At 72.1% G+C, this 15,351-nt stretch carries 14 protein-coding genes and 2 riboswitches; of the genes, 11 read left to right on the forward strand and 3 right to left on the reverse strand.

What is annotated here, in order from left to right; all coding sequences use genetic code 11:
- Positions 1–98: 98 nt before the first annotated feature.
- From LZ495_RS07360 to LZ495_RS07370, 3 genes are all read right to left on the reverse strand, one after another.
- On the reverse strand, positions 99–1,097 hold the full coding sequence (locus LZ495_RS07360) for a glutaminase (RefSeq protein ID WP_235051185.1): 999 nt from the start codon (positions 1,095–1,097) through the stop codon (positions 99–101).
- Complete coding sequence (gad, locus tag LZ495_RS07365) at positions 1,097–2,503, reverse strand: glutamate decarboxylase (protein ID WP_372498538.1); 1,407 nt, start codon at positions 2,501–2,503, stop codon at positions 1,097–1,099. Before gad ends, LZ495_RS07360 begins: the two co-directional genes overlap by 1 nt.
- A 111-nt stretch (positions 2,504–2,614) precedes the next feature.
- Entirely contained in the window at positions 2,615–3,517 is a 903-nt protein-coding gene (locus LZ495_RS07370) for a PaaX family transcriptional regulator (RefSeq protein WP_235051187.1), read from the reverse strand.
- Positions 3,518–3,803: 286 nt separating this feature from the next.
- Here LZ495_RS07370 and LZ495_RS07375 point away from each other — a divergent pair, with 286 nt between their 5' ends.
- The 11 genes from LZ495_RS07375 (at position 3,804) to LZ495_RS07425 (ending at position 15,176) form a co-directional block, all read left to right on the forward strand.
- On the forward strand, positions 3,804–5,126 hold the full coding sequence (locus tag LZ495_RS07375) for an LLM class flavin-dependent oxidoreductase (protein WP_235051188.1): 1,323 nt from the start codon (positions 3,804–3,806) through the stop codon (positions 5,124–5,126).
- Between the two features lie 42 nt (positions 5,127–5,168).
- A complete protein-coding gene (locus LZ495_RS07380; protein ID WP_235051189.1) occupies positions 5,169–6,239 on the forward strand; it encodes a zinc-binding dehydrogenase in 1,071 nt (356 codons plus the stop codon).
- A gap of 285 nt (positions 6,240–6,524) precedes the next feature.
- A complete protein-coding gene (locus LZ495_RS07385) occupies positions 6,525–6,956 on the forward strand; it encodes an ATP-binding protein (RefSeq protein ID WP_235051190.1) in 432 nt (143 codons plus the stop codon).
- Between the two features lie 224 nt (positions 6,957–7,180).
- Complete coding sequence (locus tag LZ495_RS07390) at positions 7,181–7,624, forward strand: helix-turn-helix transcriptional regulator (protein ID WP_235051191.1); 444 nt, start codon at positions 7,181–7,183, stop codon at positions 7,622–7,624.
- Between the two features lie 10 nt (positions 7,625–7,634).
- A complete protein-coding gene (locus tag LZ495_RS07395) occupies positions 7,635–8,045 on the forward strand; it encodes a VOC family protein (RefSeq protein ID WP_235051192.1) in 411 nt (136 codons plus the stop codon).
- Positions 8,046–8,154: 109 nt separating this feature from the next.
- Complete coding sequence (locus LZ495_RS07400; protein WP_235051193.1) at positions 8,155–10,560, forward strand: ATP-binding cassette domain-containing protein; 2,406 nt, start codon at positions 8,155–8,157, stop codon at positions 10,558–10,560.
- A 248-nt stretch (positions 10,561–10,808) separates the two neighbouring features.
- A riboswitch (cobalamin riboswitch) is annotated at positions 10,809–10,972 on the forward strand.
- Positions 10,973–11,108: 136 nt separating this feature from the next.
- Positions 11,109–11,966, forward strand: a complete 858-nt coding sequence (locus LZ495_RS07405; protein ID WP_235051194.1) for a (2Fe-2S)-binding protein — start codon at positions 11,109–11,111, stop codon at positions 11,964–11,966.
- Positions 11,963–12,373 carry a (2Fe-2S) ferredoxin domain-containing protein gene (locus LZ495_RS07410; RefSeq protein ID WP_235051195.1) on the forward strand — a complete coding sequence of 137 codons (411 nt, stop codon included), beginning with the start codon at positions 11,963–11,965 and terminating at the stop codon, positions 12,371–12,373. The genes LZ495_RS07405 and LZ495_RS07410 overlap by 4 nt, the downstream gene beginning before the upstream one ends.
- Before the next feature lie 73 nt (positions 12,374–12,446).
- A riboswitch (ZMP/ZTP riboswitch) is annotated at positions 12,447–12,533 on the forward strand.
- Between the two features lie 57 nt (positions 12,534–12,590).
- A complete protein-coding gene (locus tag LZ495_RS07415) occupies positions 12,591–13,424 on the forward strand; it encodes a bifunctional 5,10-methylenetetrahydrofolate dehydrogenase/5,10-methenyltetrahydrofolate cyclohydrolase (RefSeq protein ID WP_235051502.1) in 834 nt (277 codons plus the stop codon).
- A gap of 243 nt (positions 13,425–13,667) precedes the next feature.
- A complete protein-coding gene (locus LZ495_RS07420) occupies positions 13,668–14,750 on the forward strand; it encodes a hypothetical protein (protein WP_235051196.1) in 1,083 nt (360 codons plus the stop codon).
- Between the two features lie 42 nt (positions 14,751–14,792).
- Entirely contained in the window at positions 14,793–15,176 is a 384-nt protein-coding gene (locus LZ495_RS07425; protein ID WP_235051197.1) for a VOC family protein, read from the forward strand.
- The last annotated feature ends 175 nt before the right edge of the window (positions 15,177–15,351 follow it).

Genomic DNA, 15,351 nt, shown 5'->3' on the forward strand with positions numbered 1-15,351 from the left:
GCACCGCGCCAGGGCCGCACGCACGCGGCCGCCCCCGTCGCACACCGACGGGGGCGGCCCAAGCCCGGTTCCGTATCCCCCGACCGGAAGCACCCGGTTCAGAACAGCGACAGGCCGCTGATGTCAGCGAACGCCTCCAATGCCGCCGCGCCCGACACCGAGTTCCCCTTCGGGCCGAGACCCGGCCCCCACGCCGCCACCGCGCAGCGGCCCGGAACGACGGCGAGCATCCCGCCGCCCACCCCGCTCTTGCACGGCAGTCCGACCCGGTACGCGAACTCGCCCGCCTCGTCGTACGTCCCGCAGGTCATCATGACCGCGGTGAGCCGCCGGGCCTCCGCGTCGCCGAACAGCCGCGTCCCGTCCGCGCGGACCCCGCGCCGGGCCACGAGCAGTCCGGCCCGGGCGAGTTCGGAGCAGGTGATCATGATCGAGCACTGCCGGATGTAGTGGTCCAGGGCCTCCGCCACCTGGCTGCGCATGTTGCCGAAGTCCGCCATGAGGTACGCCAGCGCCCGGTTGCGGTTTCCGCACTTCGCCTCTGACTCCGCGATGACGCTGTCCATGTGCAGGTGCGGGTTGCCGGTCTCGGCGCGCAGCAGTTCGCGTACGGCTGCGTAGGCGTTGCCGGTCAGCGCGTGCAGTTGGTCGGTGACCACGATCGCGCCCGGGTTGATGAACGGGTTGCGCGGGATGCCCTTCTCGATCTCCAGGAGGATCAGCGAGTTGAACGGCTCGCCGGACGGCTCGCGCCGCACCCGCCGCCACAGGCCGCCGGCGCCGCTGCCGACCGCGGTGCCGTCGCATTCGGCGTCGCGCGCCAGGACCAGCGCGAGCGCGAAGAGTTTCGAGATGCTCTCGATCGCGAACGGGGTGTCGGCGTCCCCGGCGGTGTGCATCGCGCCGTCGACGGTCGCGACCGCCAGGCCGAACTGGCCCGGGTCGACGCGGGCCAGTTCCGGGATGTAGTCGGCGACCTTGCCCGCGCCGACGTGCGGGGCGACGGCATCCATGACCTTCGCGACCACGGCCGCGTAGTCGACCGGTTCCGGGGTCCGGCCGATTCCGCCGAAGTCGCCGACCGCCGCGTCCGGCATCAGTGGTGGAACCCGGCCCGGTCGGCGTCCGCGGGCACGCCCTGGGTCAGCCGGGCGAGCGAGCGCCGCATGTCCTGGGCGAGCAGCGCGATCTCGTCCAGGCCCACGCCGTGCCGGATCAGGACCCGCTGGATGACGGTGTCCTCCTGGTTCGCGGGCAGCGGGTAGGCGGGTACCTGCCAGCCCCGCATGCGCAGTTGGTCGGACAGGTCGTACAGGCTGAAGCCGGCGTTCTCCGGGTCGGTGAGCTTGTACGAGACGGCCGGCAGCGCGCCGTTGCCGTCGTACAGCAGGGTGAACGGGCCCATCGCGGCGACTTCCCCGGCCAGGTACTGCGCGGTCTCGGCGCAGGCCTGCTGCACGCGCCGGTAGCCGCCGCGGCCCAAGCGCAGGAAGTTGTAGTACTGCGCGACGATCTCGCCACCGGGGCGGGAGAAGTTGAGGGCGAAGGTGGGGATGTCGCCGCCGAGGTAGTTCACCCGGAAGATCAGGTCTTCCGGCAGCAGGTCCGCGGTACGCCAGACGGCCCAGCCGACGCCGAGCGGCGCGAGGCCGTACTTGTGCCCGGAGGCATTGATGGACGCCACCCGCTCGAGGCGGAAGTCCCAGACCACGTCCGGGTGCAGGAACGGGGCGATGAAGCCGCCGCTGGCCGCGTCCACGTGGATCGGGATGTCCCAGCCCTTCTCGGCCTGGATCCGGTCCAGCTCGGCGGCGAACTCCTGGACGGGTTCGTAGTCGCAGGTGAAGGTGACGCCGAGGATGGCGACGACGCCGATGGTGTTCTCGTCGACGTAGTCCTTCAGCTGGTGCGCGCGCAGGCCCGTCGCCCCCGCTTCCAGGGGGACCTGGCGCAGTTCGACGTCGAAGTAGCGGGCGAACTTGTCCCAGCAGATCTGCACCGGGCCGCAGACCAGGTTGGGCCGGTCCGCGGGCTTGCCCTCCTTGCGGCGGCGCTCGCGCCAGCGCCATTTCAGGGCGAGGCCGCCCAGCATCGCGGCCTCGCTCGACCCGGTGGTCGAACAGCCCATCGCATTGGGCGAGTCCGCGCCGGTGGCCGGGGCGTGCCACAGGTCGGCGAGGATGTTCACGCAGCGGGACTCGATCTCCGCGGTCTGCGGATACTCGTCCTTGTCGACCATGTTCTTGTCGAGGCACTCGTTCATCAGCCGGTGGACCTCGTCGTCCGCCCAGGTGGTGCAGAACGTCGCCAGGTTCTGGGCCGCGTTGCCGTCGAGCATCAGCTCGTTGTGGATGAGCGAGTACACCACCTCGGGCGGCGCGTGCTCGTCCGGCATGCGGTACTTCGGCAGGACGTGCTTGCTGAGCGGCGACGTGAACAGGTCGGTGGCGCCGTCGCCGGCCTGACCTCCTGCAGTCGCGTCCTTGGTCTCGTGCAGGGCCACGGGCGTCATCCTCCGACAGCAGGGAGCTGAGGTCTGGATAACGATATATATCGGACAATTAGCCCATAAGCGATGCGGCGCACCGGCGCTCAGGTGCCTTGGTACGGGCGGTCAGACCTGCGCGGACACCGGCCGCGGGTCCCGGTCCAGCTGCGACCACCAGCGGTCCGCCGCCTCGTGGCAGTCCAGCCAGGTGCGCACGAACACCTCCGCCGCCTGCCGCCCCGGCCAGTCGTCCGGCAGCAGCAGACCCGGCAGCCGCGGGTCCTTGTCGAACGTCAGGCGCCACGCGTGCACCAGGCGCGTCCGCAGGACGAACGCGTCCTCGTCGCCGTCCGCCCGGGCATCCGCGAAGCGCTCCAGGAAATCCGCGTGCAGCGGACGTACCGCATCCAAGTCCCAGGCCTGCGCGGCAAGTTCGCAGTCCGGACGGACGTCGCCCCCGGCACCGGGGCGCCCGTCGGCCGCCTCGCCGCCGGCGCCCGCGGTACGGCAGGTCAGCCACGTCGCGTGCGCGCCGAGGCCGAGTTCGTCGATCAGCTCGCGCAGCGCCCGCACCCCGCCCGCGTCCGCGGCGATCCACACACCCTGCCCCAGCGTCCCGAAGCCCTGGAACGCCAACTGCTCCTCGATCGCGGCCCGCTCGGTCCGCGCCGCGGCCGGGATGCGGAGCATGAGCTGCTGCCAGGTCCCGTCCCACGGCGTCTCGGACATCGCCCGGCGCAGGCGCTCGGTCCAGCTCGCCAGCAGGCGGACCAGGCGCGGCGTCATCACCAGGCGCGTGAAGCGGCCGGCCGGCTCGGTGGCCAGCCAGCCCTCGTGGGTCAACCGGGTGATCGCGCGGCGGGCCGCGGTCTCCTCGACCCCGCAGGCCTGCAGCGCGTCCACGACCGCGGCCGACCACACCCGGTCGGCACCCGCGTAGCCGACGTACTCGCCGAGCACCGTGAGAAGCAGCGTGCGGGCGCTCGGGCTGCCGTCGCTGCGGCGGCGGGTACGCGGTGCGGTGGTCATGTCGGTGCGGTCCCTTGCTCGTGGACGGGCGGGCGCGCGGGGGCTCGTAGATGATCTCCGATCCGCGCCCACTTGTCAGCAGCCTCGCGGCAGCCGGACGACAGTCGGACGACAGCCGCCCGACGGCCGCCCGAAAGAGACTCGACGGACGCGAAGCGGCCCGTGCGGCCGGGCCCGGATGCCTCTTGACCCTTGCCGCCGTCAAGGGTAGGACATAAGACAGCACACACGAATCTTGCGTCCAATGAGCCGATCCCGCGCCGCCCCAGAGCCGAGAGGTGTCCCCGTGACCGACGCCGCAGCACCCCAGAACCACGCCGCTCCCGGCGCCTCGCCCGCGTCCGCCGGGGATACCGCACAGGCCGCGGAAGCCGCGCAGGCGGCACCGGTCCAGGGCCCCACCCGCTTCGGCACGTTCATCGCGCCCTACCACGGCATCGACGGCAACCCCACCCTCCAGATACGCCGCGACCTCGACCTCGTCGCGCACCTCGACGACCTCGGCTTCGAAGAGGCCTGGATCGGCGAGCACCACAGCGCCGGCTACGAAACCGTCGCCTCCCCCGAGGTGTTCATCGCCGCGGCCGCCGAGCGCACCCGCCGCATCCGCCTCGGCACCGGCGTCAACTCGCTGCCGTACCACCACCCGCTGGTCCTCGCCGACCGCATCGTGCAGCTCGACCACCAGTCGCAGGGCCGCGTCATGTTCGGTGCCGGTCCCGGCCAACTCGCCTCCGACGCCTTCATGATGGGCATCGACCCCATGCGCCAGCGCGGCATGATGGCCGAGGCCCTCGAAGCCGTCGTCGCACTGCTCCGCGGCGAGACGGTCACGATGAAGACCGACTGGTTCACCCTCGAAGAGGCCCGCCTCCACCTCGCGCCGTACCAGCGCGGCGGCATCGAGGTCGCGTGCGCCTCGACCATCTCCCCGTCCGGCTCGGTGCAGGCCGGCACGCACGGCCTCTCGCTCCTCTCGCTGGCCGCCTCCGACCCGTCCGGCTTCGAGGCGCTCGCCGGCAACTGGGACATCTACGCCAAGACCAGCGCCGCGCACGGCCACCCCGCCGACCGCGACAGCTGGCGCCTCGTCGTCCCCATGCACCTCGCGGACACCGAGGAAGAAGCCCGCCGCCAGGCCGAGTACGGCGTCCTCCACCTGGTCCGCTACATCGAAGGCCTGTCCGGCATGACGATGCCGTTCGGCAGCAGCGCCCGCGCCGCCGTCGAGCAGTGGACCGGGGCCGGCTTCCCCACCTTCGGCGTCGCCATGATCGGCACCCCCGCCGACGCCATCGCGCGCATCGAGGCGATGGCCGAGAAGTCCGGCGGCTTCGGCACCCTGCTGCTGCTCGACCTGCCCATCGCCGAACCGGCCGCCAAGCGCCGCAGCTACGAGCTGTTCGCCGAGTACGTCATCCCGCACTTCACCGGCGCCAACCGCCCCCGGCACGCGTCGATGGCCTGGGCCAACCAGAACAGCGGCCGCTTCATCGGCGCGCTGCGCCAGGCCGTCGAGGCCGCGTTCGCCCAGCACCAGGCGGCCACCGGAGATGGCGCAGCCACCGGCGACGCCGCGGCCGACGCGCCGGCCCCCGCCGCCGGCTGAACCGCCCGTACCCTCACACGACCAGGAAGAGAGGCCACCCCCATGCGTGCAGCGGTCCTGCGCGGCGGTTCCTTCACCGTCGAGGACATCCCCGAGCCCACTCCCGGCCCCGGCCAGGTCCTCGTCGAGACCGCCGCCTGCGGCATCTGCGGCTCCGACCTGTCCGCGTACAAGCACACCGCGGAATTCCTGCAGGCCTCGATCGACTCCGAGACGCCGTCCTTCATCTTCGACCCGGACGCCGACCTCGTCATGGGCCACGAGCTCTCCGCCCGCGTGGTGCGCACCGGCCCCGGCGTCGAGGGCTTCGACGAGGGCCAGGTCGTCGTCGGGCTGCCGTGGGCGCTGGACGGCGGCGGCACGCTGCGCACCATCGGCTACTCGAACCAGTTCCCCGGCGGCTTCGGCGAGCGCATGGTCATGCAGGCCGCGGCCCTGGTGAAGGTCCCCGACCACGTCCCGGCCGCGGTCGCCGCGCTCACCGAGCCGCTCGCGGTCGGCTTCGGCAACGTGGCCCGCTCGGGCGCCGAGAAGGGCGGCGGCGCCATCGTCATCGGCGCCGGACCGATCGGCCTGGGCGCGGTCGGCGGCCTGATCGAGCGCGGCGTCGCCCCGGTCATCGTCTCCGAGCCGTCCCCGCGCCGCCGCGAACTCGCCCGCGCGTTCGGGGCGCACATCGTCGTCGACCCGGCCGAGCAGGACCCGTTCGCCGCGTGGCGCGAGGTCGCCGAGGCCGGCCAGCCGCTGACCGTCTTCGAATGCTCCGGCAAGGCCGGCATGTTCAACGACGTCCTCTACAAGGTGCCGCGCGGCGCCACCGTCATGCTGATCGGCGTCTGCATGACGATGGACTCCTTCCGCCCGGTGGTCGGCATCTACAAGGACCTGACCGTCAAGATGTGCCTGACCTACCCGCCGGAGCAGTACCCGGCCACCCTGCAGCGCATCGCGGACGGCACGGTCGACGCCGCATCGCTGGTCACCGGCGAAGTCGGCTTCGGCGGCGTGGCCGCCGCGATCGACACGCTCGGCCGGCCCGACGACCACGTCAAGGTCCTGGTCCGCCCGCACCTGGACGGCAGCGAGGTGCACGCCCCCGACCTGACCCGCTGAACCCCTGCTCGGCGACCGGCGCGCACGTGATCATCCGTGCGCGCCGGTCTGCGTCCGCGCACCTCGCGCGCCCCGCGCGGGATCCGGCACACCCCAATCACCGACACTAAGTAATCAATTCGCCACCCATAGTCGCGAACGGGTGGGTACGCTGCTCCGAACAGCCGCATCCGCCCCCGGGGACACCATGAGTCACCCTTCGCACCACATGCCCCGTACCTCCCGCATGCGCACCGTATGCCGGCAGGACGACCCCACGCCGGCGTACCGCACGGAGGCCTCGGCATGACCACGCTCCGCGATGCCACCCCGGCGTGCCGCTTCCAGATCCCGCCGCACAACGCCGCGGTGCCGCAGGCGCGGCACGCGGTCGTCGACGTGGCGGCCGGCTGGGGCCTCCACCCGGACCACGAACGAGCCGACACCCTGCGGCTGATCGTCTCCGAACTGGTCACCAACGCGGTCAAGCACGCCGGCATGCTCTCCCCGCAGATCGACGTCGTCCTGCACCTCACCGAGGACGGCTGGCTGCGCCTCGGCGTGCACGACCGGCACCCCTTCCGCCCCAAGGCGCTCCTGGAGACCGTCGACGACGACAGCGGCCGCGGCCTGCTCATCGTCAAGCACCTGGTCGCCGAGTGCGGCGGCACCGCGGGCATCGAGCCGGATGCCGACCTGGGCGGCAAGACGGTCTGGGTGGCGGTGCCGCTGCCCTGACCGGCAGCTGCGGGTTCCGGGTTTTCCGGGGTTCCACCCGGCAGGGGCCTGTTACCGGAGAGGGCAGCACCGAGCGCCCGCCGGACCACCGCGGTGCGCAGGTACTTCACGCTAAGTCGAACACCCGCCACTCCGCGGCCACTTCACCGGCGCATCACCCGTTCGGCCGACACGCCGTCCCGGGCTCGGCTCCGGGCCTGCGGCAATGTGGCACGATCGATCGCGTGACCAGCAAAGCGGACGAGGCCCAGCGCCTGCGCGACCTCCGGCGGCTGCGCCGCATACGCGACCGGATCGACCGGGAGTACGCGCAGCCGCTCAACGTCGAGGCGCTCGCCCTCGGCGAGCACATGTCCGCCGGCCACCTCAGCCGCGAATTCAAGGCGGCCTACGGCGAATCGCCGTACAGCTATCTCATGACCCGGCGCATCGAGCGGTCCATGACCCTGCTCCGCCGCGGCGACATGAGCGTGACCGACGTGTGCTTCGCGGTCGGCTGCCAGTCGCTGGGCACCTTCAGCACCCGCTTCGCCGAACTGGTCGGCATGCCGCCGAGCGTCTACCAGAAGCAGCACGCGGACGCGACCGTGGGCATCCCGCCGTGCGTCGCGAAACAGGTCACCCGACCGGTCAGGAATCAAGAAGCACGGTCATCGGGCCGCGACTAGCGTGAGGCCCATGGACATCAGCATTCACCAGAGCTTCCTCCCGCACAACGACCCGGACGAGGCCTTGGCCTTCTACCGCGACGCGCTCGGCTTCGAGGTGCGCAACGACGTCGGCTACGAGGGCATGCGCTGGATCACCGTGGCGCCGCCCGGTTCCGACGCCCCCTCGATCGTGCTGCACCCGCCGGCCGCCGGCCCGGGCGCCACCGACGAGGAGCGCCGCATGATCAACGAGATGATGGCCAAGGGCACCTTCGCCAGCATCGTCCTGGCCACCGGGGACCTCGACGACACGTTCGACAAGCTCCAGGCGTCCGGTGCCGAGGTCGTCCAGGAGCCGATGGACCAGCCGTACGGGGTCCGCGACTGCGCCTTCCGCGACCCCGCCGGGAACATGGTCCGCATCAAGCAGCTGGGCTGAGGCCCGCGGTACGGCGCGCCGCCCCGGCAAGGCCCGCGCCGTACCACCGCCGACCGCACGTGTACCGCCGCGCCACCGATCCACCGCCGCCGCATCCGGATGGAGAGTCATGACCAGGGCCAAGAAGACGGCCGCGCAGCCCCCCGCCCCGGCTGCCGGGCAGCATGCCGCCGACAGCCACGACTTGATCCGCGTGCACGGCGCGCGTGTGAACAACCTCAAGGACGTCGACGTCGAGATCCCCAAGCGGCGGCTGACCGTCTTCACCGGGGTCTCCGGTTCGGGCAAGAGCTCCCTGGTGTTCGGCACCATCGCGGCCGAGTCGCAGCGGATGATCAACGAGACGTACAGCACCTTCGTGCAGGGCTTCATGCCGACCATGGCCCGTCCCGAAGTGGACGTCCTGGAAGGCCTGACCACCGCGATCCTGGTCGACCAGCAGCGCCTGGGCACCGACCCGCGGTCCACGGTCGGCACCGCCACGGACGCCAACGCGATGCTGCGCATCCTCTTCAGCCGGCTGGGCAAGCCGTACATCGGCTCGCCGCAGGCGTTCTCCTTCAACGTCGCGTCGGTGACCGCGAGCGGGGGCTTCAAGGTGGACCGCGGCGAGGGCAAGACCAAGACGGTCAAGAAGACCTTCTCGCGCACCGGCGGCATGTGCGTGCGCTGCGAAGGCCGCGGCGCGGTCACCGACTTCGACCTGACCGCGCTGTACGACGCGGGCAAGTCGCTCAACGAGGGCGCGCTGACCATCCCCGGCTACAGCATGGAAGGCTGGTACGGCCGGATCTTCAGCGGCTGCGGGTTCTTCGACCCGGACAAGCCGATCGCGAAGTTCACCAAGCGCGAGCTGCACGACCTCCTCTACAAGGAGCCGACCAAGATCAAGGTCGACGGCATCAACCTCACCTACGAGGGCCTGATCCCGAAGATCCAGAAGTCGATGCTCGCGAAGGACCGCGAGTCGATGCAGCCGCACATCCGGGCGTTCGTGGACCGGGCGATCACCTTCACCACGTGTCCCGACTGCGGCGGCACGCGCCTGAGCGACCTGGCGCGCTCGTCCAAGATCTCCCGGAAGAGCATCGCGGACGTGTGCGCGATGCAGATCAGCGACCTCGCCGAGTGGGTGCGCGGGCTCGACGACGCGTCGGTGGCCCCGCTGCTCGCGTCGCTGCAGCAGACCCTCGACTCGTTCGTCGAGATCGGCCTCGGCTACCTGTCGCTGGACCGGCCGTCCGGGACGCTGTCCGGCGGCGAGGCGCAGCGCGTCAAGATGATCCGGCACCTGGGCTCCTCGCTCACCGACACGACGTACGTGTTCGACGAGCCGACCATCGGCCTGCACCCGCACGACATCCAGCGCATGAACGACCTGCTGCTGCGGCTGCGCGACAAGGGCAACACGGTCCTGGTCGTGGAGCACAAGCCGGAGACCATCGAGATCGCCGACCACGTCGTCGACCTGGGCCCGGGTGCCGGCACCGCGGGCGGCACGGTCTGCTTCGAGGGCACGGTCGAGGGGCTGCGCGGCGCCGACACGGTCACCGGACGGCACTTCGACGACCGCTCGTCGCTGAAGGAGTCGGTGCGCAAGCCGTCCGGCGCACTGAAGATCCGCGGCGCGACCGCGAACAACCTGCGCAAGGTGAACGTCGACGTCCCGCTCGGCGTGCTGGTGGTCGTGACGGGCGTGGCGGGCTCCGGCAAGAGCTCGCTGGTGCACGGCTCGATCCCGACCGGCGAGAACGTGGTGTCGGTCGACCAGGGCGCGATCCGCGGGTCGCGGCGCAGCAACCCGGCGACGTACACCGGGCTGCTCGACCCGATCCGCAAGGCGTTCGCGAAGGCCAACGGCGTCAAGCCGGCCCTGTTCAGCGCGAACTCCGAGGGCGCCTGCCCGAATTGCAACGGCGTCGGGGTCATCTACACCGACCTGGGCATCATGGCGGGCGTCGCGACGCCGTGCGAGGTGTGCGAGGGCAAGCGGTTCGACGCCGAGGTGCTGGAGTACCGGCTGGGCGGGCGCGACATCAGCGAGGTGCTCGCGATGCCGGTGGCCGAGGCGGAGCAGTTCTTCGCCGAGGGCGAGGCGCGCATCCCGGCCGCGCACACGATCCTGACCCGGCTGAACGACGTGGGGCTGGGCTATCTGAGCCTCGGGCAGCCGCTCACGACGCTGTCCGGCGGCGAGCGGCAGCGCCTGAAGCTGGCCACCCACATGGGCGAGAAGGGCGGCGTGTACGTCCTGGACGAGCCGACCGCGGGCCTGCACCTGGCCGATGTGGAGCAGTTGCTCGGCCTGCTGGACCGGCTGGTGGACGCCGGGAAGTCGGTGATCGTGATCGAGCACCACCAGGCGGTCATGGCGCATGCGGACTGGATCATCGACCTCGGCCCGGGCGCGGGCCACGACGGCGGCACGGTCGTCTTCGAGGGTACTCCGGCGGACCTGGTGGCCGCGCGCAGCACGCTGACGGGGCAGCATTTGGCGGAGTACGTGCGCGCGTGAGCGTGAGCGTGAGCGGTGGCGGCGATCGGGCGGGGAGCCCGCTTCGGTAACCACACCGCCTGCGGGGCCCGGGAGCGACAGGACCGGCAGGCCCGCACGCAGCCGGCCCGCCCGCTTGTTCGGCCCGGCGCCCGGCATGACTGTCCAGCGGTGCAACCGGCAGCGCCCCGGGGTGGACTGACCTGTCGTCAGCCCACCCCGGGGCGCTGTTGCGTGCGGCAGCCAGGGGGTCGGTGGCCGTCCGTACTTCCCGCATGCCATGCTGGCGCTGCTGTGCGACGGCGAAACCGAGGAAACCGGTGTGAATCCGGTGCGGTCCCGCCACTGTGAGCCGCGACGCCGCTCTTTCCGGAAAACGCCGGAGGGAGAGGTGATCCGGGAGCCAGAGACTCGCGTCGTCGCCACCTCGACACCACCGGGGCGGATTTCCCCGAGAGAGGCAGGTGGCTTGCCGTGTCCATCTCCATGTCCATCTCCAGGTCCATCTCCATGCCCGTCTCCGCGCTCACGCCTGTGCCTGCGTGCAGGGTTCCAAGCCGTGTCCGCGCGTGCGCCCGCGTCGCCGGTTCGTCCGCGCCGGGCGGCGGGCGCTGACCGGGGCCGACGGGGCGGCATCGGCGGCGCGGCGGGCCGAAGTGGTGCGCCGGCTTGCGGAGTTCGGGCCGTACTTCGCCCTCTCCGTGGGTGCGCGCACCGACGATGCCGGGTTCCGTCCCCTGCGCGAGTTGTACGAGGTACCCGGTCTGCTCGCAGAGCATGTGCGGCAGATCGGCACGCTGCTGCGGACCGACGAGCTGCGGGTGGCGGCGTCCGTCCTCCACCTGGGCCTCGCCGCCCGGCTGTGGTCGGTCGCGTTGGGCGGTGCGGTGTCCTGCGGCGCCGTCCCGCTGCTGGATCCGGGCCGTACGCAGTGGCGGCGCGAGGCCCCGGGCCCGGTGGAACTCTGGGACCCGGAGCTTGGGTTCGCCGCAGGCGACCCCTCCGGCATCGACGGCGGGCTCGCCGAGGCCCTCCATGACGCCGTGGTGGATCGCCACCTCGTCCCGCTGGCCCGGGCCGTGCGCGCCGTCACCCCGGTGGCCGAGCAACTGCTGTGGGGCAACGCCGCGTCGGCGCTGGCCGGCACCGCACAGGTGCTCGAACAAGGATTGCGTCCCGAAGCCCCTGCCCAGGCGGACGCCGCGCTGCGGCTCGCCCGGGCCCTCCAGGCCTCCGGCGTCCTGCGCGGGACAGGTACGTGGGCGGACCCGCCACCGTCCTTCCGGCGCAACAGCTGCTGCCTCTACTACCGCACGCCCGAAGGCGGGACGTGCGGCGACTGCGTCTTCGGCGACGACCCGCCGCGTACCCGTCGCACCGAACCGCCGACTGCCGGCCGCGCCGCCCTCGAGGAGCCCTCCGCATGACCGCAGACTCGTTCGCCGCTGCCCCGGACTCCCCCGCCCGCCCGGCGTCCCGCTGCACGGTCGCCGTCTGCCGGGGATGCTGCTGCGGCAGCGCCAAGGTCGCGGGCGTCGACCATGCCGCGCAGGTCGCCGGCCTCGAAGCGGCGCTCGAAGCGGGCACCGCCCGGCTGCGCGTCACCGACTGCCTGGGGCCTTGCGCGTACGGCAACGTCATCGTCGTGCAGCCGTCCCCCGAGGGCCGGGCACGCGGCGGGCGGCCGGTGTGGCTGGGCCCGGTGAACGACATGGCGGCGGTCGCGGATATAGCCGCGTGGACGCGGGCGGGCGGCCCGGGCATCGCCGAGCCTCCGCCCGTCCTGGACCTGTACGTCTTCACCCCTCCGCCCCCGAAGCGCCGCCGCAAGTAGGGCACTTGCCGGGAGGCGGGCACCTGTCCCCGGCTTTTGGGGAGGCCCCGCTCCTCGGGCATCGGTTAGGGTGCGGGCAAGCCGTGACTGGCGCTGAGGTGGATCACCACCGGGAAGCGGCCCGACCCTGTGTCCGATGCCGCGCGCCTGGGCGTACCGCCGTCGCCCCAGGAGTACGCCCGTGGACAACCCGACGCAGACCGCCGCCGCCCGCCTCATGGACGGCACCGGCTTGGCCCGACGCATCGTCGCCGACGCCGCTGCCGCAGCCGCCGACCTGCGGGAACGCACCAGTACGAGCCCGTGCCTGGCGACCGTCCTGGTCGGTGAGGACCCGGCCTCGGTCACCTACGTCCGCATGAAGCAGCGGCGCTGCGCGCAGGCGGGCATCACCTCCCGCCACGTGGCGCTGCCCGCCTCGATCGGCACGAGCGAGTTGGTGGACACGGTCGCCGGGCTGTCCGAAGACCCGTCCGTGCACGGGATCCTGCTGCAGCATCCGGTGGGCCGGCACATCGACGAGCGCGCGGCGTTCGAGGCGATCGCCCCGCACAAGGACGTGGACGGCGTGACGATGCACTCGTTCGCCGCGATGGGCTTCGGGGAGCCGGGGTTCGTGTCGTGCACGCCGGGCGGCATCATGCGGCTGCTCGACGAGTACGGCGTCGAACTCGCGGGCCGGCATGCGGTCGTGATCGGCCGCAGCGCGATCCTGGGCAAGCCCGCCGGGATGCTGCTGCTGGCCCGGAACGCCACGGTGACCTACTGCCATTCGCACACCAGGGACCTGTCGTCGATGATCCGCCAGGCCGACATCGTGGTGGCGGCGGTGGGGCGTCCTCGGCTCATCAAGGGCGACGACATCAAGCCGGGCGCAGTCGTGATCGACGCGGGCTACAACGCCGGGAACGTCGGCGACGTCGACTTCGATTCGGCCGCCGCGCGGGCGTCCTTGATCACCCCGGTCCCGGGCGGGGTCGGCCCGATGACCATCGCCACGCTCTTGGCCCAGACGGTGGAGGCGGCGACGCGGCAGCTTGCCGGAGCCTGACTCGTCCGGTTCCGCCAATGGAGGTCCTTGCACGGGTAGTTCGGCGCCGCGGCCATCGGTTGCGGAGGCGGCTGTTCCGTTTCACGCGGCCGGGAACCGGATGGTCGTTCGGTGCGTCGAAGGGCTACCGCGCAGCGGGCGCGGCCCCTTCTCCCCGGAGGTCCGACCGTGTCTCAGCCCCTCCCCCGCGTCTCGCCCAGAGTCCGCCGGCCGTCCGACGCGGATCCCCGAGACCGCCGTCGCGTGCTGGGGCCGGCCGCGGCCACGGCCGGGGTGCTCGTGCTGACCGTTCTCCTGGGTGCGTGCGGCACCGAAGACCCCCGCAAGTCCGGTGCGCAGGCGGCGCCGAGCGGGAGCGCGTCAGCTCAGCCGAACTCCGCGCCTGGCAGTCCGGGCCAGGTGGCGCCGGCCGGGCCGACCGGTGCGTACCCGTCCATGCCGGCTTTCCCGGCGTCGCCGCCGGCCGGCGGGTTCGACGCCCCCTGGCCGGGCAGCCGGAGCGGCGACCCGGTCGCGGACGCGCGGAAGGCCGCGGCGGCGGCCGCCGACACATGGACGGCCGCCCACCCGGATGGCGTACAGCCGCAGCGGTTCACCGTGACCGACGGCAGCCTCCCGGCCGTCATCGGCACGTCGGGCCCGCAGGAGGGGACGTACAAGACGTCCCTCTCCTTCGGCTGCGTCAAGCTCCCTCCGACCGTCGCCATCCCACCGCATCCCACGCACGGTGAGGTCCGGTTGGCTGACGGCACGGTGTTGCTGCGTCCGTTCGTCGAGCCCGACGCGGTGATCGCCAAGACCCTTCCGCCGCCGCCCGGCAACTGCGGGGCGGCGAACATGCCCTGGCTCACGGTCTCCTCGATCAAGCTCACCACCGCGACCGCGGCCACACTCGACGGCCAGGCCACGGTCCCAGTGTGGGAAGCGTCGTTCGCCGAGACCACAGTGACGGCCCGGGCTCTCGCGGTCACTTCCGACCCGCGCGCGACTCCGCTCCCCTACCAGCCGTACGTGGGCCCTGAGGCAGACAGCCCCGGAGTGACCGCTCAGATATCCGCGGACGGCCGGACGGTCACGCTCTCCTTCATGGGCAGCCCGGACGGGCCGGGCCCCTGCGGCATGGAGTACCTCGTCGAGGCCGCCCAGCGGGACAAGGTCGTCGCCGTCGTGATCGCGGAACGCCCGCGGCCGACCACCGCCACCGTGCCCGCCAACGCCGTGTGCACGCTGATCGGCGCCAACCGCACAGCCTCCGTGACCTTGGACGCGCCCCTCGGCGACCGAGCACTGATCGGCCCGAGTTCGATGCCCGTGGCGCACAAGTAGTCGCCGACGGGTGACCGTCGATCAGTTCCTAAACTGGCCGACATGGCATGCCGCATCAGTGAACTGGTCCTGGACGTCGCCGACCCCGAGCGCCTCGCCGCCTTCTGGAGCGAGGTCCTCGGCTACGTCGAGATCGAACGCGAGGCGGACGGCAGCATCGCGATCGGACCGCCGGACACCGGCTTCGGCGGTCCGCAGCCGACCCTCGTCCTCAGCCGGAGCACCGCGCCCCGGGCCGGGAAGCTCCCCCTGCACATCGACGTCAACGCCACCGACCGCGACCAGGACGCCGAACTCGAGCGCCTGCTCGCCCTCGGCGCCACGCGCGCCGACGTGGGCCAGACAGGCACCGAGAGCTGGCACGTCCTGGCCGACCCGGAAGGCAACGAGTTCTGCCTCCTCCGCACCCGCCTCCAGCCCCTCTGACCGCAGCTGCGATGTCCGACGGCGGTGCGACAGTTCGCGCATGCGTTGTGGTCCGTACACAGTTACGGCAGAGCCGCGCCCGCACCAGCATCGCTCAGCACAGACAAGGCGGGCTTCGAACTGCCCGAGCCGGAGCGCCGTCGGCGAGCGGACCGCGCGGCCGGGCCGACCGGCT

The organism is Yinghuangia soli (genome assembly GCF_021502675.1).
In the GTDB taxonomy this organism is placed as follows: Bacteria; Actinomycetota; Actinomycetes; order Streptomycetales; family Streptomycetaceae; genus Yinghuangia; species Yinghuangia soli.

What these genes read in the sequence shown, in the direction of transcription:
- LZ495_RS07360 (WP_235051185.1), bottom strand. Translation starts at nt 1,097, where the DNA reads ATGCCGGACGCGGCGGTCGGCGACTTCGGCGGAATCGGCCGGACCCCG.
- LZ495_RS07370 (WP_235051187.1), bottom strand. Translation starts at nt 3,517, where the DNA reads ATGACCACCGCACCGCGTACCCGCCGCCGCAGCGACGGCAGCCCGAGC.
- LZ495_RS07380 (WP_235051189.1), top strand. Translation starts at nt 5,169, where the DNA reads ATGCGTGCAGCGGTCCTGCGCGGCGGTTCCTTCACCGTCGAGGACATC.
- LZ495_RS07385 (WP_235051190.1), top strand. Translation starts at nt 6,525, where the DNA reads ATGACCACGCTCCGCGATGCCACCCCGGCGTGCCGCTTCCAGATCCCG.
- LZ495_RS07395 (WP_235051192.1), top strand. Translation starts at nt 7,635, where the DNA reads ATGGACATCAGCATTCACCAGAGCTTCCTCCCGCACAACGACCCGGAC.
- LZ495_RS07400 (WP_235051193.1), top strand. Translation starts at nt 8,155, where the DNA reads ATGACCAGGGCCAAGAAGACGGCCGCGCAGCCCCCCGCCCCGGCTGCC.
- LZ495_RS07410 (WP_235051195.1), top strand. Translation starts at nt 11,963, where the DNA reads ATGACCGCAGACTCGTTCGCCGCTGCCCCGGACTCCCCCGCCCGCCCG.
- LZ495_RS07415 (WP_235051502.1), top strand. Translation starts at nt 12,591, where the DNA reads ATGGACGGCACCGGCTTGGCCCGACGCATCGTCGCCGACGCCGCTGCC.
- LZ495_RS07425 (WP_235051197.1), top strand. Translation starts at nt 14,793, where the DNA reads ATGGCATGCCGCATCAGTGAACTGGTCCTGGACGTCGCCGACCCCGAG.